The sequence below is a fragment of the Microvirga lenta genome (genome assembly GCF_020532555.1).
In the GTDB taxonomy this organism is placed as follows: domain Bacteria; phylum Pseudomonadota; class Alphaproteobacteria; order Rhizobiales; family Beijerinckiaceae; genus Microvirga; species Microvirga lenta.
Genome location: NZ_JAJBBR010000015.1, coordinates 49,470 through 72,052, shown reverse-complemented (window position 1 = coordinate 72,052; position 22,583 = coordinate 49,470). Strand labels below are relative to the sequence as shown.

Sequence of the window (22,583 nt, the reverse complement as noted above, 5' to 3'; positions counted from 1 at the left end):
CGCCATTCATGAACAAATGGAGAATCTTCATGAGCGGAACCACGCGCACGAGCGCCGACCTCGATGTCCGCCGGCGGCAGATCCTGTACCGCGCCTGGCATCGCGGGATGCGGGAGATGGACCTGATCATGGGCCGCTTCGCCGACGCGGAGATCGGAACCCTGACCGACGATGAGCTCACCGAGTTCGAACGGCTGATCGAGGTGCCCGACCGCGACCTGCTCGGCTGGATCACGGGCGAGATTCCGACGCCCGAGAACTACGATACGCCTCTCTTCCGGCGTCTGAAGGGGTTCCACACCCACACCTCGCCGATCCACGTCTGATCCGACCGACCGTTCACGCCGACTGAACCGGGCCGAACGGCCCGCGTTTCCTTTCATCGATTCGACGATTTCCATCATGAAGCCTGCATTGATCCGTGCCTTGGACGCCCTGAAGAAGGGCCAGAGCCTGACGCTTTCCAGCGCGCCGGACGGGTTCGACGCACTCGCGGTCGCCGATCTGGCGCGCGGGCTGTCGGGCCATGTGGAAGGGCCTGCGGTTCTGGTCCATGTGGCGCGGGACGGCCAGCGGCAGCAGAACTTCGCCAACGCTCTCGGCTTCATCGCACCGGAAATCGAGATCCTTCCCTTCCCGGCCTGGGACTGCCAGCCCTACGACCGGGTGTCGCCGAACACCGCCGTCACGGCGCAGCGGATGACCACCCTGGCGCGGCTCGCCCGCTCCAAGACCTCCGAGGAAAAGCCGCGCATCCTCTCGACGACGGTCAACGCTCTCGTCCAGCGCGTGCCGCCCCGGGCGAGAATCGCAGCGGAGACCTTTTCGGCCGCGCCCGGCAACGTGGTCGACACCACCCTGCTGGTGAACTGGCTTGAGACCAACGGCTTCCTGCGGACCGGCACCGTCCGGGATACGGGCGAATACGCCGTGCGCGGCGGCATCATCGATCTCTATCCGGCCGGCCTGCCGAACCCCGTCCGCCTCGACTTCTTCGGCGACGCCCTGGAATCGATCCGGTCCTTCGATCCGGAAACCCAGCGCACCGTCGGCACCCTCCGGTCCCTCGACCTCGTGCCCATGAGCGAGGTCCAACTCACCACGGAAACGATCAAGCGCTTCCGCCAGGCCTATGTGGCGGCCTTCGGCGCCCCTCGTCGGGACGACCGGCTCTACGAGGCGATCAGCGAAGGGCGGCGCTATCCGGGTCTGGAGCACTGGCTGCCTCTGTTCCACGATCACCTCGACACGCTGCTCGACTACGTGCCGGGCATTCCGGTGGTCTTCGACGCCCTCGCGGACGACGCGGCGGCCGAACGGCTGGCGCAGGTGAAGGATTACTACGACGCCCGTCAGGAGGGCATGGGCCAGAACCAGCCCGGCGTCGCGCCGTATCGCCCCCTGCCGCCGGACGCGCTCTATTTCGCCCCCGGAGAATGGGCGGAACGCACGGCTTCCGTGCCGCTCGCCCGGCTGACGCCATTTGCGCAGCCCGAGTCGGAAAGCCGCCTCGTGATCGACTGCGAGGCGCGGCGAGGGCGCAACTTCATCGCCGAGCGGGCCGACGAGAACGCCAATGTCTTCGAGGCCGTGGTTCGCCATATCCGCGACCTTCAGGGTTCGGGACGCCGCGTGATCCTCGGGGCCTGGTCGGAAGGCTCGCGGGAACGGCTCTGCCATGTCCTGCAGGACCACGATCTGCGGCAGACCCGGCCGATCTCGCGTCTCTCCGAGGCCATGGCCTATCCGCGCAACGAGACGCCCGTCGGCATCTGGCCCCTGGAAGCCGGCTTCGAGACCGGCGATCTCGCGGTCATCAGCGAACAGGACGTTCTCGGCGACCGGCTCGTGCGCCAGAAGCGCAAGTCCAAGCGCCCGCAGGACTTCCTGACCGAAGTCGCGGCCCTGACCCCAGGCGATCTGGTGGTCCACGTGGATCACGGCATCGGCCGCTTCGAAGGCCTGAAGACCATCGAGGCCGCGGGGGCACCGCATGACTGCCTGGAACTCCACTATGCCGGGGGCGACCGCCTGTTCCTGCCTGTCGAGAACATCGAGCTCCTGACCCGCTACGGATCGGAAGAGACCGAGGTCCAGCTCGACAAGCTCGGCGGCGGCGCCTGGCAGGCGCGCAAGGCGCGTATGAAGCAGCGCATCCGCGAGATGGCGGGCGCCCTGATGAAGATCGCCGCCGCGCGCATCCTGAAGGATGCGCCGCGCCTCGTGCCGCCGGAAGGGCTCTACGACGAGTTCGCGGCCCGCTTCCCCTATGACGAGACCGAGGACCAGCAGAACGCCATCGACGCGGTTCTCGACGATCTCGGCACCGGCCGCCCCATGGACCGGCTCGTCTGCGGCGACGTGGGCTTCGGCAAGACCGAGGTGGCCCTGCGCGCCGCCTTCGTGGCGGCCATGAGCGGCAAGCAGGTTGCGGTCGTCGTGCCGACCACGCTCCTGTCGCGCCAGCACTACAAGACCTTCACGGAACGCTTCCGCGGCCTGCCGCTCAACGTGGCGCAGGCTTCCCGCTTCGTGCCCGCGGCCGAAATGAAGAAGGTGAAGGAAGGGCTGGCGGACGGCTCCGTCGACATCGTCGTCGGCACGCACGCGCTGCTCGGCAAGACGATCAAGTTCAAGGATCTCGGCCTCATCATCATCGACGAGGAGCAGCATTTCGGCGTCAGCCACAAGGAGCGCCTGAAGGAGCTTCGTGCCGAGGTCCATGTGCTGACCCTCTCCGCGACCCCGATCCCGCGCACCCTGCAGCTGGCGCTGACCGGCGTGCGCGAACTCTCGCTCATCACGACCCCGCCGGTGGACCGCCTCGCGGTCCGAACCTTCATCACGCCCTTCGACCCGCTTCTCATCCGCGAGGCGCTGCTGCGCGAGCGCTACAGGGGCGGGCAGGCGTTCTATGTCGTGCCCCGCCTCGACGATCTCGGCGAAGTGAAAGCCTTCCTCGACAAGGAGGTGCCGGAGGCGAAGGTGGCCGTGGCCCATGGACAGATGGCCGCCGGCCAGCTCGAGGACATCATGACCGCCTTCTACGAGGGCAAGTACGACGTTCTCCTCTCCACCACGATCGTGGAATCCGGCCTCGACATCCCGACCGCGAACACCCTCATCGTCCACAGGGCCGACATGTTCGGCCTGTCCCAGCTCTACCAGCTGCGCGGACGGGTCGGTCGCTCCAAAACCCGCGCCTACGCCCTGTTCTCGGTGCCGGCCAACAAGCCCCTGACCGTGCAGGCGGAACGGCGTCTCAAGGTCCTCCAGACCCTCGACACGCTCGGAGCGGGCTTTCAGCTCGCATCCCACGACCTCGACATCCGCGGCGCCGGCAACCTGCTGGGCGAGGAGCAGTCGGGGCACATCAAGGAAGTCGGCTACGAGCTCTATCAGCAGATGCTGGAAGAGGCCGTAGCCCAGCTCAAGGCGGGCATCGAGGAGCCCGCCGAGGACCAGTGGTCGCCCACGATCCAGGTAGGCGCGCCGGTGATGATCCCGGAGAGCTATGTCTCCGACCTCCAGCTCCGCCTCGGCCTCTATCGCCGTCTCTCCACCCTTGAGACCGACGCGGAGATCGACGCTTTCGGAGCCGAAATGATCGACCGGTTCGGGCCGCTCCCGTCCGAAGTCGACCAGCTTCTCAAGATCATGGCGATCAAGGTGCTCTGCCGCCGCGCCAACGTGGAGAAGGTCGATGGCGGACCGAAGGGCATCATCGTCTCGTTCCGCGACAACGCCTTCGCCAACCCGAACGGGCTCGTCGCCTACGTGGCCGAACAGGCCTCCTTCGCCAAGGTCCGCCCGGATATGAAGATCGTCTTCATCCGCGACGTGGAAACGCCGGACGAGCGCATCAAGGCCACCACCGCCATCCTGCGCAACCTGGTCCGGATCGCGGAAAAGAAGGCCGCCTGACGGTGGAGGCCTGGGCCGTCGTCGAGAACGGCGTCGTGACCGGAAGCCACGACGCCGGGCAGATGGTTCCCTGGTGGAGCTTCACGAAGATGGTTCTTGCCGCCGGAGCGCTCGTCCTCGTCCGCGACGGCCTCGCCTCCCTGGACGAGCCTTTGCCCGGTAAGCCCTACACCCTCCGGCAACTCCTCCAGCACCGGTCCGGCCTGGGGAACTACGGTGGGGTCGCGGCCTATCATGACGCCGTCGCCAAGGGGGAAGAGCCCTGGCCCGTGACGATGCTGCTGGACCGGGTCGAAGCCGAACGACTGCGTTATCGTCCTGGGGAGGGGTGGGAATACTCGAATATCGGCTACCTCTTCGTGCGCCGGTTCATCGAGACCCTCGGCGGGGAGGACATGGACGGCACCCTGCGCCGCCTCGTCCTTCGGCCGCTCGGAATCGAGCGCGCAAGGGTGGCGCGAGACCGGTCGGACCTCGCCGGTGTCGCCATGGGAGATGCGCACAGCTACCACCCGGGTTGGGTCTATCACGGATTGCTGGTCGGGCCGGCGGAGGAGGCGGCTATCCTGCTCGACGGCCTTCTGAGGGGCGAATTGCTGCCGCCCGACCTGCTGGCCGAGATGTTGCGGGTGTTTCCGCTCCAGGGGCCCATACCGGGACGGCCATGGCAGATTCCCGGCTACGGGCTTGGTCTCATGAGTGGCGAGACCACTTCGGGGGGAAGGGTCGCGGGGCATACCGGAGGCGGTCCCGGCAGCACGATTGCCGTCTATGGCGACCTGTCGGCGCGCCCTCTCCGGACGGCAGCCTTCTTTGCGACGGATGAGGATCAGGCGAAGACGGAGGCCGGGGCCTTCCGTCTTCTCGGGGTGTGAAGGCTAGAGATCGGGCGCCGCGACGGCGCGGGTTCCGAGCTGGTTCTGGAGCATCGTCGTGGCTCCGCTGATGCCGCCGGCGACGATGATGGGGATCTTGTCCGAGTCGATGGATTTCCGGAGACGGTTGGCAAGTTCCAGGAAGCGGCGGCGCTCCGCCCAGTCCGCATCGCGGGGCATCTGCAGAACGACCGCGACCGGGCTCGGCATCATGGCCAGAACCTCTTCCGTGGCCTCGAGGGGGGCGGTCACGCTGGCATAACCCATCCCCGCCAATTCGGCCGAAAGAGCACTGTCGGGAGCGCGTTCGCCGTTGTCGACGACGAGCACCTGCTGAAAACTTGTCATAGCGATACCTTACGGGAAGGCGGTACGGCATAGATTGAGGTCATGCTCGACAACGCCTTCGGCAGGTATTTGTTTCATCCTGCACCTGAATGGAAGCTCAACGGTTTCCGTTAGGACCTTTCGCGCGCCACTTCAATGGGGTGCGCGCCACCAGGTGTCGATGGAGGCCCCGAAGAGGGGGATCGTGGCGGGCCTCTTCAGGCTGCTGTCATAGGCAAGCCATTGCTCTCCAACGTAAAACAGCGGAACCACGTAGAAGCCCGACAGCAGGAGGCGGTCGAGCGCCCGCACCGTGGAGACGAAGTCCTCACGGCTTCTCGCCTCGAGAAGAGCCTCGATCATGCGGTCGATGGCCGGTGACGCGGCCCCGGCATAGTTCAGGGAACCGCTCCTTTCGGCCGCGCCGGAACTCCAGCGGTTACGCTGCTCGTTGCCGGGGGAGGCGGAGGCCGGCCAGACCCACTGCACCATGTCGAAATCGAACTGGGCCAGCCGGCGCCAGTACTGCACGTCGTCCACCAGCCGCACCCGTGCCCGGATTCCGACGCGGCCGAGGGACTGGGAGAAGTTCAGGGCAAGGCGCTCCTGCTGACGGGAATTGACCAGCATCTCGAACGCAAAGGGCTCGCCGGTGGCCTGTTTGCGCAGCACGCCGCCGTCGAGCGTCCATCCCGCCTCGCCGAGGAGGGCGAGCGCGTGGCGCGCCGTGTCGCGGTCGCGTCCCGAGCCGTCGGAGGAGGGCGGAGCCCACCGTCCCTCCAGGATGTCCTCGCGGACGGCGCCGGGATAAGGCGCGAGAAGCTCCCTCTCCCGCTCGCCCGCCGGACGCCCGGCCGAGGATAGGTCGGACCCCGCGAAGTAGCTGTCGGACCGCGTGAGCAAGCTGAAATACAGGTTGCGGTTCACCCACTCGAAATCGAACAGGTAACCGAGCGCCTCCCGGACCTTCGGATCGCTGAAATGCGGCCTGCGGGTATTGAAGACGAAGCCGTTCATGCCCTTGGGCAGGCGGATGGGCACGCCCTCGCGGGCGATGCGGCCGGACCGGACCGCGGGGATGTCGTAGCCTGTAGCCCAGCGGCTGGCGTCTCCCTCGATCCGGAAATCATAAAGTCCCGCTTTGAAAGCCTCGAACAAGCTGTTGGCATCGCGATAGAAATCGTAGCGGATCTCGTCGAAGTTGTAGAGGCCGCGCGTGACGGGCAGGTCGTTGCCCCAGTAATCGGCCCGGCGTTTGAGGACGACCCGCTCACCGGGTCTCACCTCGGAAATGGCGTAGGGCCCCGACCCGACCGGGGGCGTGAGGGTCGTCCTGTCGAACGTCTCCGGATCGGTCGCATGGGCGGCGAAGATCGGCATCATCGCGATGATCAGGGGCAGTTCCCGGTCGTTGGAACCGGAGAGATCGAACCGGATCCGCTGGGGGCTCTCGATATCCACCGCCTTCACCTGGCCGAAGCTCGAGCGATGGAACGGCTTCCCATGCTTCTTCAGGAGCTCGAAGGTGAAGCGCACGTCCTCCGCCGTCAGAGGATGGCCGTCGGAAAACCGGGCCCTGGGATCGAGATTGAAGGTGATCGAGCTGCGGTCGTCCGGCATCTCCGCCGAGCGGGCGACCAGCCCGTAGAGGGTGAACGGCTCGTTCTGAGAGCGAATCATCAGGCTCTGGAGCACGTAGCGGGGAACCACGTCCGGCGCGACGCCGAGGACGATGAGGGGATTGAGGCTGTCGAAGGTGCCCTGGAGCGCCAGCACGATTCGCCCGCCCTTCGGAGCATCCGGGTCGGCATAGGGCAGGTGAGGGAAGTCCGGTTCGAGGGCGGGTTCCCCATGCATGGCGATACCATGCCGCAGCGCCTCGGCCGCTGCAGCCGGGCACAGCCCCAGGCCCACCCCTGCAGCGAGCGCGAGAATCCGAAGGAAATGTCTCAGTTTGCGGCCCATGGCGCCCCTGGCAGAACACAGCGCTTTCCGGGACTGGATATTATAAAGAAAGTTGCCCCGGGCGACTGGAAACATACCTCATGAAAGGTTAAAGGAGCGCCACACGTCATGTCTTCGCCTTAATCGGCAAAGATTCAACCGTTCCAAGATGGTGACGAACAAAGCCGGGTTAAACGGCTGTTTCATGACCCGACCTTTCGACTGAAGAGGATCAACGACATGTCAATCGCGACCCGCCTCGCGAGCCTGGGGGGCACCCGCGGTCTGGCGACAGCCATGGCCCTTCTCCTGGCTGCACCCGCTCTCGCGCAAACCGCTCCGGCGCAGCGCCCGGCCGCTCCGGCCCAGCAGGGCCAGCAGGCTCCTCAGGCACAGCAGGCCCAGCAAACCGGCCCGATGGTCGTTCAGGTGAAGGCCGAGCCTTCCCAGCCGGAATGGACCAAGGTTTGCGGCAAGGATCAGGCCAACAACGCCGAGATCTGCTACACCACCCGCGACTTCGTGTCGGATCAGGGTCAGCCGGTGCTCGCCATGGCGCTCTATGACGTCAAGGGCGCGCAGCCGCAGAAGATCGTCCGTTTCGTGATGCCGCTCGGCCTGCTCCTGCAGCCCGGCCTCCGCTTCACGGTCGACCAGGGTCAGCCGACCCCGGGCCGGTACGTGATGTGCCTTCCGAACGGCTGCTTCGCCGAAGCCCAGGTCAAGGACGACTTCGTCGCCGCCCTCAAGAAGGGTGCCAACCTGAACGTCAGCGTCCAGAACCAGATGGGCCGCGAGATCACCTTCGCTGTTCCGGCTGCCGGCTTCGCCAAGGCTTTCGACGGCCCGCCGATCGACCCGAAGGTTCTCCAGGAGCAGCAGAAGAAGCTCCAGGAAGAGCTCGAGAAGCGCTCCGAGGAGCTCCGCAAGCAGCTCAGCAGCGGCGCCGGCGCTGGTGCCGCTCCGGCTGCCGGAGCCCCGGCTGCGCCGGCCACTCCGAAGCCGTAAGCAATCGCCTCAAGAGGCAAAAAAAACGCCGGGCTTCTCGCCCGGCGTTTTCGTTTGTTCCTGCCGTCTTCAGTTCGCAAGGGTCGGATGCGCCCGATAGATGCCGTTCTTGTCCCGGACGAACATCTCCTTGATGAGAGGATTGCGCAGCGGTTCGTCGGAATGGTCGGGAAGCAGATTCTGCTCTGAAACGTAGGCGATGTATTCGGTTTCCGCGTTCTCGGCGAAGAGGTGATAGAATGGCTGGTCCTTGTGAGGCCTGATTTCCTCCGGGATCGAAAGCCACCATTCCTCGGTGTTGTCGAATTCCGGATCCACATCGAAGATCAGCCCCCTGAACTCGAAGTGTCGATGCCGCACCACCTGGCCGATCGCGAATTTTGCTGAACTCGCTTTCATGATCGTAACTCCTTGATCGGAATATAGAGACGGCGGCTGGAAACTCCAAACGCGGCCCTCGTCACGATCAGGAGAGCCGGCTGAGGGATGCGTTGCGGGACTGCCGGGCTTCCCGCAGGCGGGATTGCCGCGCGGGTCGAAGCTTGTCAGAAGGGGCCTCCTGTGACTGCCGCCCGGAGGCCGCGATGTCCGACCTGATCGGGCTCTTCAACCTGCTCGCCCCTTTCTTCGGGCTGATCGGCCTCGGCTTCTATTGCGGCAAGTTCGTCAAGCAGCCGGAATCCGGGCTCGCCTGGATGCAGTTCTTCGTCATCTACATCGCTCTGCCGTGCCTGTTCTTCCGGCTCATCGCCGACAAGCCGCTGGACCAGCTGACGAACTGGCCTTTCATAGCGGCCACGACCCTGGCCACCCTTTGCGTCTTCGCGCTCTCGTTCGCCACCGGCTGGCGGCACACGAAGGACCTGCCGCAATCGGTCATGCAGGGGGTCGCCGGGTCCTATTCCAACATCGGCTATATGGGGCCGCCCCTGGTTCTTGCGGCCATCGGCCAGGCGGCCAGCGCGCCGGTCGTCCTCATCTTCGTGTTCGACAACCTGCTGCTGTTCTCCCTCATTCCGCTGCTGATGTCCGTGGCCGGCGTCGAGAAGCTCAGCCTGGGAGCCACGATCCGCCGGATCGTCTGGCGCATCCTCACCCATCCCTTCAACGTGGCGACGGCCCTCGGCGTGGCGGCGAGCTACCTCCATCTCACCCTGCCGGGGCCGGTGAACCAGATCGTCACCTGGCTCTCCGGGGCGGCCGCTCCCTGTGCCTTGTTCATCCTCGGGGTCACCGTCGCGATGCGGCCGCTGCTGCGCATTCCCGGCGAGGTGCCGATCCTCGTCCTGATCAAGCTGGTCCTGCACCCGATCCTGGTCTGGGTCCTGCTCTCCGCCGTGGGCGATTTCGGCGCGACCTGGACCTATGCCGCGCTGACCATGGCGGCGCTTCCGCCCGCCCTGAACATCTTCGTGATCTCGACCCAGTACAATGTGGGCGTCGAGCGCGCCTCGGCCTGCGTCCTGATCGGCACGCTCGTCTCGATGGTGACGCTGACCGGGCTGCTCTACCTCGTCAGCACCGGCATTCTGCCCTACGACCTCCTCCCTTAACCCGCCGGTTCGGCCTGCATCAGGCGTGGAGCTCCGACCCGGGGAAGCACGCCTTCGCGCATCACGGCCCGCCGCAAGGGGCCGATGTTGCTGAGCGCCAGCAATCCCGCGCCCCTGAGGAAGTCGGCCGGGATGAGGCCCGTCAGCAGCGTCCGGTTGAGGCTGTCGACGGCCGCCGTGCGCAGGCGGACATCCAGGTCGCGGCCGCGCTGGTAGCGCCGCAGGGTCTCGTCCGCCCCGGGATCGTGCCCTTCGTCGCCGGCATCCACCACCGCATCGCGCAGGGCGGCCACGTCGCGGAAGCCCAGGTTGAGCCCCTGGGCGCCAATGGGCGGGAACACGTGCGCGGCCTCGCCCACAAGGGCCAGCCGGGCGGAATAGTAGCGCGAGACCGAAAGACCGCTCATCGGCACGAGGCCGCGCGGCCCGTCGATCCGCATGGCCCCGAGGAGCGACTGGGCCTGCGCCTCGATCCGACGCGCCAGCGCCGCATCGTCGAGCGCGGCCAGGCGCTGAGCCTCCTCGGAGCGGGTGACCCAGACCAGGCTCGAACGGCGGCCGGGGAGGGGAACCAGGGTGAAGGGACCGTGGCGGGTGTGGAACTCGGTCGAGGCTTCCCGGTGGTCCCTGTCATGAGAGAGGATCGCCGTCACGGCCGATTGAGGATAGGACCAGGTCCTGACCTCGATCCCGGCGATCTGTCGGAGCTTGGAGTTCCTCCCGTCGCCGGCCACCACGAGGCGCGCCTTCACCTCCCCGCCGTCCTGCAGCGACACGACGGCGTAGTCGGCGGCGGCCCGGAAGCCATCGGCGTGGCGGGGGATCATCGTCAGCGGCTCGTGTCGCCCCGCGACCGCGGCGAGCCTCTCCACGAGAGTGGCGTTCTCGACATTCCAGCCGAAGGCATCGAGCCCGATCTCCCCGGACGTGAAGGAGACCGGCGGCGGCCGGAACAGGCTGCCGGTATCGTCGACGATCCGCATGGTCTCGAGCGGCGCGGCCTCGCGTCTGAGCTCCGGCCAGGCGCCCAGGGCGTCCAGAAACCGGATCGACCCGTTGAGGAGCGCCACCGTACGGCCGTCCCTGCGGGTGTCCAGGCTTCCGATCAGGGCCGTCCGATAGCCGTCCCGGGCGAAGGCGAGGGCGGCGCTCAGGCCGACGGCCCCAGCGCCGACGATGGCGATGTCATGGATCTCTTCGCTCAAGACGTCCCTCACGACCAAATGTTGCCGACCGGTTGCAGACTCACAATAAACGATGCATTCGCCATTGCCGACCGGTGCGGCCCGTCCCTATGATCGTTCCGCACAGGCAGTCATCAACGGATCTGTCGCTTCCGCCAACCCTTCAAGTCAGAGTCGCAGTGCGTGCAGGCAGACGTTTCACCCACGGGACCTCCCCTCGTCGAGCTGAGAGGGATCAGCAAGCGCTACGGCGAACTTCTGGCCAATGACGGGATCGATCTGAGGATCGAGCCGGGGGAGATCCACGCGCTCCTGGGCGAGAACGGCGCCGGCAAGTCCACCCTGGTCAAGATCCTCTATGGGGTGATCGAGCCGACCGCGGGCGAAATCCTCTGGGAAGGCCGCCCCGTTTCCATCGCCTCGCCGGTCGAGGCGAGGGCGCTCGGCATCGGGATGGTGTTTCAGCACTTCTCCCTTTTCGACGAGCTGACGGTTGCCGAGAACATCGCGGTCGCGCTTTCCAGCGATTGGAGCCTCGCCACCGTCAGGAGCAGGCTCGGCGACATCAGCCGGGCCTACGGCCTCGCCCTCGAGCCGGACCGGGCGGTGTGGACCCTCTCGGCGGGCGAGCGGCAGCGCATCGAGATCGTGCGGTGCCTCTTGCAGAATCCGCGCCTTCTCATCCTCGACGAGCCGACTTCGGTGCTCACGCCGCAGGAGGCCGAGCACCTCTTCGTCACCCTGGACAAGCTCTCCGCCGACGGCTGCTCCATCCTCTACATCTCCCATAAGCTGGAGGAGGTGCGCCGCCTTTGCCGGCGGGCCACCATCCTGAGGGGCGGCCGTGTCGTGGGAGCCATCGACCCTCGCGAGCGCAGCGCCCGCGAGATCGCGGCTCTCATGGTCGGGAACGAGGTCGGGGAGGTCCGCACCGGCACGGCCCATGCGCCCAAGGGGGAGATGCTGCGCGTCACGAACCTGACCCTGCCTCCGGCAGGTCTCCACGGTCAGGCGCTGCACGGCATCGATCTGGTGGCCCATGCGGGCGAAATCGTCGGCATTGCCGGTGTCGCCGGCAACGGCCAGAGCGAGCTTTTCGCGGCGCTGTCCGGAGAGCGCCCGACCGAGAGTGCGGACACCATCGCCATCGACGGAAGGCCCTGCGGCACCGCCGGCGTCGATGCCCGTCGCCGCCTGGGCGCAGCCTTCGTGCCGGAAGAGCGGCTCGGCCATGCAGCGGCCCCCACCCACCGCCTGAGCGAGAATACGCTGATTTCGCACGCGGCGGCGGAGGTGAGCCGCTCGGGCTTCATCCTCGTGAACGCCGCCAGGCGCCTGGCCGGGGCCATCGTCAAGAGCTTCGACGTCCGCACGCCCGAAGGCGACCCGCAGGCGCGCAAGCTGTCGGGCGGCAACCTCCAGAAGTTCGTCATCGGCCGAGAGATCATCCGGCGCCCACGCCTCCTGATCGTCGACCAGCCGACCTGGGGCGTGGATGCGGGCGCCGCCCGCCTCATCCGTCAGGCGCTGGTGGACCTCGCCCGGGAGGGTAGCGCGGTCGTGGTCATCAGCCAGGATCTCGACGAGTTGTTCGAGGTGGCGGACCGCATGGCCGTCATCCATCACGGGCGGCTGAGCGCCCTGAGACCCATCAGCGAATGGACGAAGGAAGCCGTAGGCCTCGAAATGCTTGGAGTATCCCAGTCCCAGGGGGCGGCTCATGCGGTTTGAGCTGACGCCCCGGACGAGCGTATCCCCCGTCCTCAGGGCGCTTGCGCCTGTTGCGGCCTTCATCACCGCGTTCCTGATCGCAGGTTTCGTCATCTGGCTGATGGGCCGCTCGCCCGTCGCCGCCTTCGAGGTCTACGTCACCCAGCCTCTGAGCGATTCCTGGGCTTTGCAGGAACTGCTCGTGAAGGCGACGCCTCTAGCCCTCATCGCCATCGGTCTCGCCTATTGCTTCCGCGCCAATTTCTGGAACATCGGGGCCGAAGGCCAGTACGTCATGGGAGCCGTGCTCGGAAGCTGGCTCGCGCTCACGACCCACGGCACGGAGGCGGGATTCTGGGTGCTCCCCGCGATGCTCGCGCTCGGCATGGTCGGCGGCGCCGCCTACGGGCTGATCCCCGCCTTCCTGAAGACCCGCTTCGGCGTCAGCGAGATTCTGACCAGTCTCATGCTGGTCTACGTGGCGCAGCTGACCCTCGACTACCTGGTGCGCGGTCCCTGGCGCGACCCGCAGGGCTTCAATTTCCCGCAATCGGTCACGTTCGATCCGGCCGCGACCCTGCCGCCGGTGATGGAGGCCAGCCGGGTGCATTACGGGACGGTCTTCGCGGTCATCGCCATCCTCGTCACCGCGGTCGTGCTGGGGCGCACGCTGTTCGGCTATCGCCTCCGGCTCACCGGCGATGCTCCGCGCGCGGCCCATTTCGCCGGCTTCAGTGCCCGGACGACGACCATGGCGGTCTTCGCCATCTCGGGCGGTCTCGCGGGTCTGGCCGGAATCGGCGAGGTGTCGGGGCAGATCGGCCAGCTCCAGCCGTCGATCTCCCCCGGATACGGCTTCACCGCCATCACCGTGGCCTTCCTCGGGAGGCTCAATCCCATCGGAATCCTGGTCGCCGCGCTGGTCGTGGCGCTGACCTTCATCGGCGGGGAGAGCGCGCAGATCATGCTGAAGCTGCCGCTGGACCTGACCCAAGCCTTCCAGGGCATCCTGCTCCTATGCGTGCTCGCAGCCGATGCGCTCGTCAGCTACCGCGTCCGTCTCGTCACCCGGGGAGGGGGCAAATGACCACCTTCGAAGCCATTCTGCTGACGATCGTCACCGCCTCGACACCTCTCCTCATCGCCGCTCTGGGAGAGCTGGTGACGGAGCGCTCCGGCGTCCTCAACCTCGGGGTCGAGGGCATGATGGCCATGGGGGCCGCCTGCAGCTTCGCCGCGGCCGTCACTTTCGACTCCACGCTCCTGGGCGTTGCGGCGGGCATCCTGGCCGGCGCCCTCATGGCGGCTCTCTTTGCCCTCGTGGTCCTGGGCTTCGCCGCGAACCAAGTCGGCTCGGGGCTTGCCTTGACCATTCTCGGGCTGGGTCTGGCCGGCCTCATCGGCGCCCCCTTCGTGGGCGCACGTCGCGACCCGGTGCCTCCTGTGGACATTCCGGTTCTTAGCGATCTGCCCGTGGTCGGCCGCCTCTTTTTTGAGCAGGATCTGTTCGTCTACGCGTCCATCGCCCTCACGATTTTCGTGGCCTACTACCTGAACAGGACCCGCTCCGGCCTGATGCTCCGCTCCATCGGCGAGAACCACGGCTCCGCCCACGGTCTCGGCCTTCCGGTCTGGCGGGTGCGCTTCCTGGCGATCCTGTTCGGCGGCGCCTGCTCGGGTCTCGCGGGGGCGTATCTCGCCCTCGTCTATACCCGCTTCTGGTCTCCGGGAATGACCGCAGGCCGCGGCTGGATCGCCCTGGCGCTCGTCGTCTTCGCCGCCTGGAGGCCCGGCTGGGCGCTGATCGGCGCCTACATCTTCGGGGCTGCGACCGTGCTTCAGCTGCACGCCCAGGCCGCCCAGTTCGGCGTCCCTTCGCAGGTGCTGTCGGCGGTGCCCTACGTGGCTACGATCCTTGCCCTGCTGCTCCTGTCCATCCGGCGCGGCCGGGCTATCGGAGCGCCCGGATCCCTGGGCTTGCCATTCGTGCCTGACCGGTAATCAATGTGATGATATTGTGAGCATCCGGATACTTGCCAGGAATGCCTGGACCTGCAACGGATGATCGGAACCTAACCCTAGGGGAGTAAATATGTTTTCACGGAGTCTCATCGGCATCGCGGTCGGGGCGGCAGCCCTGGCGGTGGTCTCGGGCGGCGCGGTTGCGCAGCCGAAGGACAAGATCAAGGTCGGCTTCATCTATGTCGGTCCGGTGGGCGACCACGGCTGGAGCTATCAGCACGATGTGGGTCGCCAGGCCATCGAGAAGGCCCTGGGCGACAAGGTCGAAACCACCTTTGTGGAAAGCGTGCCGGAGGCCGATTCCGAGCGCGCCATCGAGCAGCTCGCCCGTACCGGCCACGACCTGGTCTTCACGACCTCGTTCGGCTTCATGGAGCCGACCCTGAAGGTCGCCAAGCGTTATCCCAAGGTCAAGTTCGAGCACGCGACCGGCTTCAAGCGCGCCCCGAACGTGTCCACCTACGCCGCCAAGTTCCACGAGGGCCGCTACATCATCGGTCAGATCGCGGGCAAGATGTCCAAGACCGGCACCATCGGCTATGTGGGCGCCTTCCCGATCCCCGAGGTGGTGGCGGGCATCAACGCCTATTTCCTCGGCGCTCAGTCCGTGAACCCGAACATCAAGCTCAAGGTGGTCTGGGCGAATTCCTGGTACGATCCCGCCAAGGAGGCCGACGCGGCCAAGGCGCTCCTCGACCAGGGCGTGGACGTGATCGCCCAGCACACGGACAGCCCGGCCCCTCTGCAGGCGGCTGAGGCGCGCGGCAAGCTGGGCTTCGGTCAGGCTTCCGACATGGAGCGCTTCGCCCCGAAGGCGCAGCTCACCGCCATCATCGACGACTGGTCGAAGTACTATGTGGACCGCGCCAAGGCGGTTCTCGACGGGACCTGGAAGTCTCAGGACACCTGGGGCGGCCTGGATGCCGGCATGGTCGTCATGGCTCCCTACAAGAACATGCCCGACGACGTGAAGAAGATGGCCGAGGAGACCGAGGCCGCGATCAAGTCCGGCAAGCTCAACCCGTTCAAGTGCCCCATCGTGAAGCAGGACGGCACAGAGGTGGAGTGCAAGGGCAACGGCGCCCTTTCGGACGAGCAGATTCTCGGCATGAACTTCTACGTGATGGGCATCGACGACACGCTGCCGCAATAAGCGTCGGTTCCGCGCATACAGGAGGCGGCCGAGTGATCGGCCGCCTTTTTTCTTGTCCCGAATCCGGCCATCCTGGCGCCGCAACCGCAGACCGGCAGAAGGTGAGATGATCAGCGAGACGACGTTGACGCCGACCGAGACCGACATCCTCATCGTGACCGACGTTCAGTACGATTTCCTGCCGGGCGGCGCTCTCGCCGTTCCGGACGGGGACGCGGTGATCGCTCCCATCAACCGGCTGGCGCAGGCATTCCGCCATGTTCTGCCGACGCAGGACTGGCACCCTCCGGGCCACACATCCTTCGCGTCAAGCCATCCGGGCAGGACGCCCTTCGAGGTGATCGAGCTGGATTACGGCCCGCAGGTTCTCTGGCCGGATCACTGTATCCAGGCCACGCCGGGCGCCGAGATTTCACGGGATCTCCATATCCCGCACGCCCAGCTCGTCATCCGGAAAGGCTACGATCCGAAGATCGACAGCTATTCGGGCTTCATCGAGGCCGACCGGAAGACCTCGACGGGATTGGCCGGCTATCTGAAGGAGAGGGGCTTCCGGCGCGTCTTCTGCACGGGCCTCGCCCTCGATTTCTGCGTTCACTGGACGGCGCTGGACGCGAAGGCCGCCGGTTTCGACACCTACGTGATCGAGGACGCCTCGCGGGCCATCGACACGAACGGGTCCCTGGCCCGCGCCCGGGACGACCTGAGAACTGCCGAGGTCCACACCATACGGAGCTCCCAGATCGTCACGGTATGACGAGGGCGGCGGTCAGACGGCCGTTCCGTGCAGGTCGTACTCGTCCGAGCGCTCGATCCTGACGTCCACGATCTCGCCGGCTTTCAGCGGCCGGCTGGCCGCCACGTAGACCACGCCGTCGATCTCGGGCGCGTCGTACTTGGTCCGCCCGGTGGCGACCGTCGCCCCCGGCTCGTCGATGATGACCGGCAGGGTCTTGCCGACGCGGCCCTTGAGCAGCTTGGCGCTGACCTTCTGCTGGGTCTGCATGAAGCGGTGCCAGCGCTCCTCCTTCACCTCCGGGGGAACCGGATTGGCGATGTCGTTGGCGGGTGCGCCCTGGACCGGCTCGTACTGGAAGCAGCCGGCGCGGTCGATCTTCGCGTCCTTCAGCCATTGCATCAGGAAATTCACGTCCTCTTCCGTCTCGCCGGGGAAGCCGACGATGAAGGTGGAGCGGATCGCGAGGTCCGGGCAGATCTCGCGCCATTTCCTAATGCGCTCCAGGGTCTTCTCCTGGTTGCCGGGGCGGCGCATGGATTTCAGAACACTCGGCGAGGCGTGCTGGAAGGGAATGTCGAGGTAGGGCAGGATCTTGCCCTCCGCCATGAGCGGGATGACCTCGTCCACATGCGGGTAGGGATAGACGTAGTGCATCCGGACCCACATGCCGAGGTCGCCCAGTTCCTTGGCGAGTTCATAGAACCGGGTGCGGACCTCGCGGTCCTTCCACAGGCTCGGCTGGTACTTGATGTCGAGGCCGTAGGCGCTGGTATCCTGCGAAATGACCAGGAGTTCCTTGACGCCCGCCCGGGCCAGCTTCTCCGCCTCGCGCAGCACGTCGCCGATGGGGCGGCTGACGAGATCGCCGCGCAGCTTGGGAATGATGCAGAAGGTGCAGCGGTTGTTGCAGCCTTCGGAGATCTTCAAGTAAGCGTAGTGGCGCGGCGTGAGCTTCACGCCCTGGGGCGGCACCAGATCGACGAACGGGTCGTGCGCGGGCGGGGCGGCCTTGTGCACCGCCGTGACCACGGACTCGTAGGCCTGAGGACCGGTGATTGCGAGGACGTTGGGGAATTGGTCGCGGATCTGCTCCGGTTCGGCCCCCATGCAGCCGGTCACGATGACCTTGCCGTTCTCGGCCATGGCCTCGCCGATCGCCTCGAGCGACTCGGCCTTGGCGCTGTCCAGGAAGCCGCAGGTGTTGACGATGACCACATCGGCCCCGTCGTGTTTCTTGGTCAGCTCGTAGCCCTGGGCACGCAACTGGGTGATGATGCGCTCGGAATCGACAAGGGCCTTCGGGCAGCCCAGGGACACGAACGAGACTTTCGGCGCGGGAGCATTCATCCGCCAAATCCACTCTAAAAAGCTTGTACTGAGATCCGCAAGGCGCCCGCCTAAGGCCGCATCGGCGCGAAATCATGGCGGAGAGGGTGGGATTCGAACCCACGGTAGGCTTGCACCTACGGCGGTTTTCAAGACCGCTGCCTTAAACCACTCGGCCACCTCTCCGGAGATGATGTGGCCTGCTCGCGCAGGCCTTCGCTCTCATGGTTGGAGGCTGTCTAAGGCCGCAGGCCCAGTCCCGTCAACTCACAGCATCTTCATCCCGTGGCGGACGAGGCGAACGGCCCGGGTCGCAGTGGCCGGAGCCAAATTGCCGCGCCGGCGGAAGACGTGGTTAAGGCAGCCCTCATGGAGGAGCGCCACAGCTCAACGCCGAGCTGCAACGGTTCTCGTCAAACCTCTGATTCGACGAAACAATTCGCCCACGGCTGCCGCATGAGCCGGAAACAGGAAGTGCGAGGGAATCCGGCCCATGTCGTCAACCGACCTGGCCGTAACGCAGGGACGTTTCCTCAGGCGATAAATCAACGGATACGAACAAGCCACGGATTAACCGTGACAATAACGGATTTGAAACAAAATATCGCTTTCCTAAGCGTGACCATTGACAAGCGCTGCCGTTTAACTTCTTTTTAAGCACCAGAAAGCACTCTGGCGGGAAGTTTCGGACAGACTCCGGGCCGCCGCAGAAGTGCGGGTGAGGGGATGCAAGACGACATGCATTGGAATCGCACCGGTTCGACGGAGCTGATGGCGCGCGCCGCCTCGTTCAATCATTTGGCTCTTCTTCGTATCGCAGGCGTTACCGCCATTGCGCTGACCGTGGCCAATTGCTCCTCCAACGTCCGTGGTGGAATCGATCCCAAATACGGCGTCGCCCCGAGCCCGAAGGTCGTTGCTGACGGAAAGCCCGTTCCGAAGGGCGGCGGACGCCGGATGGTGGGCAAGCCCTATACCGTGGCGGGCCGCACCTATATGCCCAAGGAAAATCCCGAATATGAGCGGGAAGGACTGGCGTCTTGGTACGGCCCGAACTTCCATGGCCGCATGACCGCCAATGGCGAGATCTTCGACCGCGATTCGATTGCCGCCGCCCATACGACGATGCCGCTGCCGAGCTATGCCCGCGTGACGAACATGCAGAACGGTCACTCGATGATCGTCCGCGTGAACGACCGCGGCCCCTTCCACGGCAACCGCATCATCGACGTCTCCGAACGGGCGGCGATGGCCCTCGGCTTCAAACGCCAGGGCACCGCACGGGTGAAAGTAGAGTATGTCGGCCGCGCCTCGACCAACGGCAGCGACGACCGGATTCTCCTGGCGAGCCTCCGGACCGACGGCATGCCGGCGACGCTGACCAACACGGCCCCGACCATGATCGCCGAGGCGACCCCGCGGCCGAACGCCCCCCGGCAGACCATTCCTCTGCGCAGCTACGAGCCCGCCGATGGGGCGGACGAAACGCCCCGCGCTCCGTCCGCGGCACCGCAGACCCTCGCCTCCGCCGGCGCGGCCCGGGCCCCGATGGCAGGTTCGGTCCCGCTTCCGCCGGAGCGGCCCTTCGATCTGGGGACGATCCCCAGCGCCGCCACGCCGGTCCCCGTGGCCAGCCTCGGCTCGCAGGCGCTGCCGCCTTCGCGCCCGGTCCTGGCCGGCCTCTACTACACGGCGCCGGCAGCCTCGAAGCCCGGTTTCCAGAAGAGCAACGGCTTCAGCACGCTCGATCAATCGCGGTTCGTGCGCTGACACACGGAGGAGGGCGTCCACAGGGCATCCTCCGCTCCGGCGTTGATTTGTGCTTGACGCGCCACAGATTCCCTCTCTCCTAACGGAAGAGCTTGGAATTCTTTACGATGCGTCAATTTCATATCCGTCAGATAGCGATCACCTTCGGTCTTCTGTTCAGCGCGATGACCCTGGCGGCCGGTTTGCCGCAGGCCGCGCGGGCTCAGAACTTCCAGACGCTTGCACCGACCGCCATCCTGATCGATGCGGATTCGGAGGCCGTGCTGTTCGAGAAGAACGCGGACGAGCCGGTGGCGCCCGCGAGCATGGCCAAGATCATGACGGTCGAGATCGTCTTCAACGAGTTGAAGAACGGCCGGCTGACCATGGACACCGAGTTCACCGTCTCGGAGAACGCTTGGCGCACCGGCGGGGCGGCCTCGGGCGGGTCCGCCATGTTCGCCAAGGTCAACAGCAGTGTTCGGGTAGAAGACCTTCTGCGCGGAATCATCGTGCAGTCCGGTAACGATGCCGCGATCGCCATCGCCGAGGGACTTTCGGGGACGGAGGAGAACTTCGCCCGCCGCATGAACCAGAGGGCGAAGGAACTGGGCCTGACCCAATCGACCTTCCGCAACGCTACCGGCTATGGGCACCCCGAACAGAAGGTGACGGTCAGGGAGTTGGCGAAGCTCGCGCTTCACATCATCGAGACCTATCCCGACCTCTACCAGATCTTCGCGGAACGCGAGTTCACCTGGAACAAGATCCGCCAGCAGAACCGCAATCCTCTGCTCGCCATGGATATCGGCGCGGACGGCCTCAAGACCGGCCACATCAACGAATCCGGCTACGGCCTCGTCGCCTCCGCCGTTCAGAACGGGCAGCGCCTCATCCTCGCGGTCAACGGCCTCAAGAGCTCCAAGGATCGTGCCAACGAGACCCGCAAGCTCCTGGAATGGGGCTTCCGCGCCTTCGAGTCGCGTCAGCTCTTCGACAAGGGCCAGGTGGTTGGGGAAATTCCCGTTTACGGCGGCGACCGGCGCTCGCTGCCGCTTGTCGCTAAGAAGCCGGTTCGGGTACTCGTCAATCGCGGTGAAGAGGAGCGGGTCACCGCCCGAATCGTCTATACGGGACCGTTGAAGGCTCCGATCCAGAAGGGAACCGAAGTGGCCCGTATCCAGGTCGACCGCGGCGACACCAGGGCTCTCGAGATGCCCCTCTATGCCGATGCCGACGTCCAGGTGGGCACCCTCAGCCAGCGCGCGCTGGACGGGCTCCTGGAGATGAGCACGGGCTGGGTCCGCCGCGCGTTTTCGAGTGTTGTCGATAATATTTGATGGCCGGCTATTTCATCACATTCGAAGGCGGGGAGGGGGCCGGAAAGTCGACGCAGATCGAGCGGCTCCGCCGCCGGCTGGAACAGCTCTCCCACCCCGTCGTCGTCACCCGCGAGCCGGGGGGCTCCGCCTATGCCGAGCAGATCCGCTCCTTCATCCTGAGCGGTCAGGCCAAGCGGCTCGGCCCCTTCGCGGAAGCCCTGCTTTTCGCAGCTGCCCGCATCGACCACCTCGACAAGACCATCGAGCCCGCCCTCAAGAGCGGAACCCATGTGCTGTGCGACCGCTTCGCCGATTCCACGCGCGCCTATCAGGGCGCCCTCGGCGATCTCGATTCCGGCCTGATCGACAGCCTGGAGAGAGTCACCCTGAAAGGGGTCAGCCCCAATCTCACCTTCATTCTGGACGTGCCGGCCGAGGTCGGCCTGTCCCGGGCCAGCGCCAGGCGTGCCGGCAAAGGGGAGGGCGCGGACCGCTTCGAGGAGGAGGACCTCTCGTTCCATCAGGCGCTCCGGCAGGCTTTCCTCACCATCGCCCGAGCCTACCCGGACCGCTGTGTCGTGATCCACGCGGACCGCCCCGCCGACGAGGTCGAGGAGATCATCTGGTCGAGCGTGAGCGAGCGCCTCCCGAAGCTCGCCAGGAACATCACGAGGCCGCTCGATGTCGCGTGACGATGCCGAGGCCGTCGAGCCCGATCAGCTCGAAGGCGCTCCCCATCCGAGGGAGCAGTTCGCCTTCTACGGGCACCGCGAAGGCGAGGGGGCATTCATCGAGGGCCTCCGCAGCGGACGTCTGCATCATGCGTGGCTGATCGGCGGCCCCCAGGGAATCGGCAAGGCGACCCTCGCCTACCGGGTGGCCCGCACCGTCCTCGATCCGGGCCGGAGCGGCAATCCGAACCTCGCAAGCCTGGACGTGGCGCGCGATACGGGAGTCTCGCGCCAGGTCGCGGCCATGTCGCACCCCAATCTGGCGGTGCTTCGCCGGGCTCCTGCAACGGACAAGAAGGCTGCCTCCGCGACCATTCCCGTGGATGCGGTGCGCCGGGCGCTGAACATGTTCGGCTCGACTGCCGCCGATGGCGGCTACCGGGTCTGCATCGTCGACAGTGCCGAGGACCTGACGATCTCGAGCGCCAACGCCCTGCTCAAGATGATCGAGGAGCCTCCGCCGCGCTCCCTGTTCCTGATCGTCAGCCACGCCCCTCAGCGCGTGCTTCCCACCATCCGCTCGCGCTGCCGCCGCCTCCTGCTGCGCCCGCTGGAGGACGGCGACATCCGGTCCGTCATCGCCTCCCTCGGATCCCCCTGGACCGAGGTCCCCGGAGAGGTGGTCGATCAGGCCCTGCGGTACGGGGAGGGCTCCGTCCGCCGGACGCTCGAATTGCTGGATGCCGACAAGGTGTCCTTCATCGACCAGATCCAGAGGCTCCTCGCCGGTCTGCCCAGGACCGACACCAGGCAGGTCCATGCCCTTGCCGAAGCTCTCTCGAAGCGGGATGCGGAAGACAGCTACGAGCTCACCCTGGAAACCGTCCAGCGTTGGGTGACCGACAGGCTGCGCGAGAATGCGGGGCTCGGCGCCGCGCGCCTTGCGCCTTTGGTGGAGGTGTGTGAGAAGATCGCCCGCATGGCGCGCGAGATCGACGTGTTCAACCTCGATCGCCGGCCTTTCATTCTTTCGCTGTTCGACGATCTTGCCGACGCGGTTCGGCGAACGGCGTAAG

The 22,583-nt window shown here is 66.1% G+C and carries 19 protein-coding genes and 1 tRNA gene; 14 read left to right on the top strand and 6 right to left on the bottom strand.

What is annotated here, in order from left to right; translation table 11 throughout:
- The first annotated feature begins 29 nt into the window (after window positions 1-29).
- From LGR44_RS19675 to LGR44_RS19665, 3 genes are all read left to right on the top strand, one after another.
- Complete coding sequence (locus LGR44_RS19675) at window positions 30-326, top strand: FAD assembly factor SdhE (protein ID WP_226742417.1); 297 nt, start codon at window positions 30-32, stop codon at window positions 324-326.
- A 76-nt stretch (window positions 327-402) separates the two neighbouring features.
- Window positions 403-3,924: a transcription-repair coupling factor gene (gene mfd, locus LGR44_RS19670; protein ID WP_226742416.1), complete on the top strand. Its 3,522-nt coding sequence runs from the start codon at window positions 403-405 to the stop codon at window positions 3,922-3,924.
- Between the two features lie 2 nt (window positions 3,925-3,926).
- Window positions 3,927-4,799: a serine hydrolase domain-containing protein gene (locus tag LGR44_RS19665; RefSeq protein ID WP_226742415.1), complete on the top strand. Its 873-nt coding sequence runs from the start codon at window positions 3,927-3,929 to the stop codon at window positions 4,797-4,799.
- Between the two features lie 3 nt (window positions 4,800-4,802).
- On the opposite strand, the gene LGR44_RS19660 is transcribed toward LGR44_RS19665, so the two are convergent.
- Together LGR44_RS19660 and LGR44_RS19655 are read right to left on the bottom strand one after the other, a co-directional pair.
- Window positions 4,803-5,147: a hypothetical protein gene (locus LGR44_RS19660; protein WP_226742414.1), complete on the bottom strand. Its 345-nt coding sequence runs from the start codon at window positions 5,145-5,147 to the stop codon at window positions 4,803-4,805.
- A 132-nt stretch (window positions 5,148-5,279) separates the two neighbouring features.
- Entirely contained in the window at window positions 5,280-7,091 is a 1,812-nt protein-coding gene (locus LGR44_RS19655; RefSeq protein ID WP_226742413.1) for an extracellular solute-binding protein, read from the bottom strand.
- 219 nt (window positions 7,092-7,310) lie between these two features.
- Between LGR44_RS19655 and LGR44_RS19650 the strand changes: the two genes are divergently transcribed.
- Complete coding sequence (locus LGR44_RS19650) at window positions 7,311-8,078, top strand: invasion associated locus B family protein (protein WP_226742412.1); 768 nt, start codon at window positions 7,311-7,313, stop codon at window positions 8,076-8,078.
- A gap of 69 nt (window positions 8,079-8,147) precedes the next feature.
- On the opposite strand, the gene hspQ is transcribed toward LGR44_RS19650, so the two are convergent.
- On the bottom strand, window positions 8,148-8,480 hold the full coding sequence (gene hspQ / locus LGR44_RS19645) for a heat shock protein HspQ (RefSeq protein WP_226742472.1): 333 nt from the start codon (window positions 8,478-8,480) through the stop codon (window positions 8,148-8,150).
- 182 nt (window positions 8,481-8,662) lie between these two features.
- Here hspQ and LGR44_RS19640 point away from each other — a divergent pair, with 182 nt between their 5' ends.
- Window positions 8,663-9,631: an AEC family transporter gene (locus LGR44_RS19640; protein WP_226742411.1), complete on the top strand. Its 969-nt coding sequence runs from the start codon at window positions 8,663-8,665 to the stop codon at window positions 9,629-9,631.
- On the opposite strand, the gene LGR44_RS19635 is transcribed toward LGR44_RS19640, so the two are convergent.
- Entirely contained in the window at window positions 9,628-10,836 is a 1,209-nt protein-coding gene (locus LGR44_RS19635) for a UbiH/UbiF family hydroxylase (protein WP_226742410.1), read from the bottom strand. The genes LGR44_RS19640 and LGR44_RS19635 overlap by 4 nt on opposite strands.
- Window positions 10,837-10,998: 162 nt before the next feature.
- Here LGR44_RS19635 and LGR44_RS19630 point away from each other — a divergent pair, with 162 nt between their 5' ends.
- From LGR44_RS19630 to LGR44_RS19610, 5 genes are all read left to right on the top strand, one after another.
- Window positions 10,999-12,546: an ABC transporter ATP-binding protein gene (locus tag LGR44_RS19630; protein ID WP_226742409.1), complete on the top strand. Its 1,548-nt coding sequence runs from the start codon at window positions 10,999-11,001 to the stop codon at window positions 12,544-12,546.
- The gene (locus tag LGR44_RS19625) at window positions 12,536-13,612 is read left to right on the top strand and encodes an ABC transporter permease (protein WP_226742408.1); all 1,077 of its coding nucleotides are present in this window, start codon (window positions 12,536-12,538) and stop codon (window positions 13,610-13,612) included. Before LGR44_RS19630 ends, LGR44_RS19625 begins: the two co-directional genes overlap by 11 nt.
- Window positions 13,609-14,526 (top strand): ABC transporter permease, encoded by a 918-nt coding sequence (locus LGR44_RS19620; protein ID WP_226742407.1) that lies wholly within the window; start codon window positions 13,609-13,611, stop codon window positions 14,524-14,526. Before LGR44_RS19625 ends, LGR44_RS19620 begins: the two co-directional genes overlap by 4 nt.
- A gap of 91 nt (window positions 14,527-14,617) precedes the next feature.
- The gene (locus tag LGR44_RS19615; protein WP_226742406.1) at window positions 14,618-15,700 is read left to right on the top strand and encodes a BMP family ABC transporter substrate-binding protein; all 1,083 of its coding nucleotides are present in this window, start codon (window positions 14,618-14,620) and stop codon (window positions 15,698-15,700) included.
- 106 nt (window positions 15,701-15,806) lie between these two features.
- Complete coding sequence (locus LGR44_RS19610; RefSeq protein ID WP_226742405.1) at window positions 15,807-16,457, top strand: nicotinamidase; 651 nt, start codon at window positions 15,807-15,809, stop codon at window positions 16,455-16,457.
- A 12-nt stretch (window positions 16,458-16,469) separates the two neighbouring features.
- Here LGR44_RS19610 and rimO read toward each other — a convergent pair whose 3' ends face one another.
- Both rimO and LGR44_RS19600 read right to left on the bottom strand, forming a co-directional pair.
- The gene (gene rimO, locus LGR44_RS19605; RefSeq protein ID WP_226742404.1) at window positions 16,470-17,786 is read right to left on the bottom strand and encodes a 30S ribosomal protein S12 methylthiotransferase RimO; all 1,317 of its coding nucleotides are present in this window, start codon (window positions 17,784-17,786) and stop codon (window positions 16,470-16,472) included.
- A 75-nt stretch (window positions 17,787-17,861) separates the two neighbouring features.
- Window positions 17,862-17,951 (bottom strand) — tRNA-Ser (locus LGR44_RS19600).
- A gap of 552 nt (window positions 17,952-18,503) precedes the next feature.
- Between LGR44_RS19600 and LGR44_RS19595 the strand changes: the two genes are divergently transcribed.
- The 4 genes from LGR44_RS19595 (at window position 18,504) to LGR44_RS19580 (ending at window position 22,582) form a co-directional block, all read left to right on the top strand.
- Window positions 18,504-19,535 carry a septal ring lytic transglycosylase RlpA family protein gene (locus tag LGR44_RS19595; protein ID WP_319004871.1) on the top strand — a complete coding sequence of 344 codons (1,032 nt, stop codon included), beginning with the start codon at window positions 18,504-18,506 and terminating at the stop codon, window positions 19,533-19,535.
- A gap of 164 nt (window positions 19,536-19,699) precedes the next feature.
- Entirely contained in the window at window positions 19,700-20,854 is a 1,155-nt protein-coding gene (locus LGR44_RS19590; protein ID WP_404809962.1) for a D-alanyl-D-alanine carboxypeptidase family protein, read from the top strand.
- Window positions 20,854-21,528 (top strand): dTMP kinase, encoded by a 675-nt coding sequence (gene tmk, locus LGR44_RS19585; RefSeq protein WP_226742402.1) that lies wholly within the window; start codon window positions 20,854-20,856, stop codon window positions 21,526-21,528. Before LGR44_RS19590 ends, tmk begins: the two co-directional genes overlap by 1 nt.
- Complete coding sequence (locus LGR44_RS19580) at window positions 21,518-22,582, top strand: DNA polymerase III subunit delta' (protein ID WP_226742401.1); 1,065 nt, start codon at window positions 21,518-21,520, stop codon at window positions 22,580-22,582. Before tmk ends, LGR44_RS19580 begins: the two co-directional genes overlap by 11 nt.
- Window position 22,583: the final 1 nt, after the last annotated feature.